1 protein-coding gene is annotated in these 1,230 nt (G+C 60.9%); it reads left to right on the top strand.

Going from position 1 to position 1,230, the window contains the following annotated elements; translation table 11 throughout:
- The first annotated feature begins 35 nt into the window (after positions 1 to 35).
- Positions 36 to 1,212, top strand: a protein-coding gene (locus ACFQ4E_RS20565) for an IS3 family transposase (protein WP_386806404.1) whose coding sequence is annotated in 2 segments (ribosomal slippage) — positions 36 to 280 and positions 279 to 1,212 — 1,179 coding nt in all. Because the reading frame shifts where the segments join, the coding sequence is not laid out codon by codon here.
- The last annotated feature ends 18 nt before the right edge of the window (positions 1,213 to 1,230 follow it).

Raw genomic sequence — 1,230 nt, 5'->3', positions numbered from 1 at the left:
GCCTTCTTCGCTAATTTTGAGGCAAGGAGGCCATGATGAGCAGCAGCAAGTTCAGCGATGAGTTCAAGCGGGACGCGGTCGCGCAGATCACCGAGCGGGGTTACCCGGTAAGGGAAGTATCGGAGCGTTTGGGGGTCAGCGCGTATTCGCTCTACGCCTGGAAGAAGAAGTTCGCGAATGCCTCCTCCGGAGGTGCGGAGAAGGACACCGAGATCCGGCGCCTGAAGAAGGAGCTGGCGCGGGTCTCGGAGGAGCGTGACATCCTAAAAAAGGGCGAGGCTTGTCCGCCATTGGTCCAAGGACAATGCCGAGCGCGTATTTCGCCAGGGATGCAAAGTGAGATACGCGTTCGTGGCCGAGCATCGCGGGCAGTTCTCCGTCCGGGCGATGTGCCGGTGTCTGCGCATCCAGCCGAGCGGCTTCTATGCGTGGTTGAAGGCGCCGCTGAGCAAGCGTGCCCAAGAAGATGCCCGCCAGACCGAACTGCTGAAGGAGGCTTGGGTCGAAAGCGGCAAGGTCTATGGGCACCGCAAGCTTCACGACGATCTTCTCGAACGGGGTGAAGACGTCTGCCTGAACCGCGTCGCGCGCCTGACAAAGCTGGCAGGGATCACGGCGCAGATCGGCTACAAGCGCCGTCCGGGCAAGTATGGTGGCAAACCCTCGGTCGTGGTCGACAACACCCTGGATCGGCAGTTCGACGTGGCGGCGCCGGACAGGGTCTGGGTAACCGACATCACCTACATCCGCACTCAGGAAGGCTTTGCCTACCTCGCTGTAGTAATCGACCTGTTCTCTCGGCGCGTGGTCGGATGGTCCATGCAGTCGCGCCAGACGACCGACGTCGTGCTCCAGGCTTTGCTCATGGCCACATGGCGGAGGAAGCCGAAGGGCAAGGTGCTGATCCACTCGGATCAGGGAAGTCAGTTCACCAGCATGGACTGGGCCGCTTTTCTGAAAGCGCACAACCTTGAGCATTCCATGAGCCGGCGGGGCAATTGCCACGATAACGCAGTCGCCGAGAGCTTCTTCAATCTGCTCAAGCGCGAGAGGATCAGGCGGCGCACCTACCGGACCCGAGAGGAAGCCAGGCGAGATGTGTTCGACTACATCGAGATGTTCTACAACCCAAAGCGCAAGCACGCGCGGAACGGAATGCTGTCGCCCCTCGAGTTCGAGCGGCAGCAGAAACTGAGGCACGAGGGCGTCTAAGAGACGCGGGGCTATTCA

The sequence above is a fragment of the Litorisediminicola beolgyonensis genome (assembly GCF_042679605.1).
GTDB lineage: Bacteria > Pseudomonadota > Alphaproteobacteria > Rhodobacterales > Rhodobacteraceae > Litorisediminicola > Litorisediminicola beolgyonensis.
This window is presented reverse-complemented; position numbering and strand designations above follow the sequence as displayed.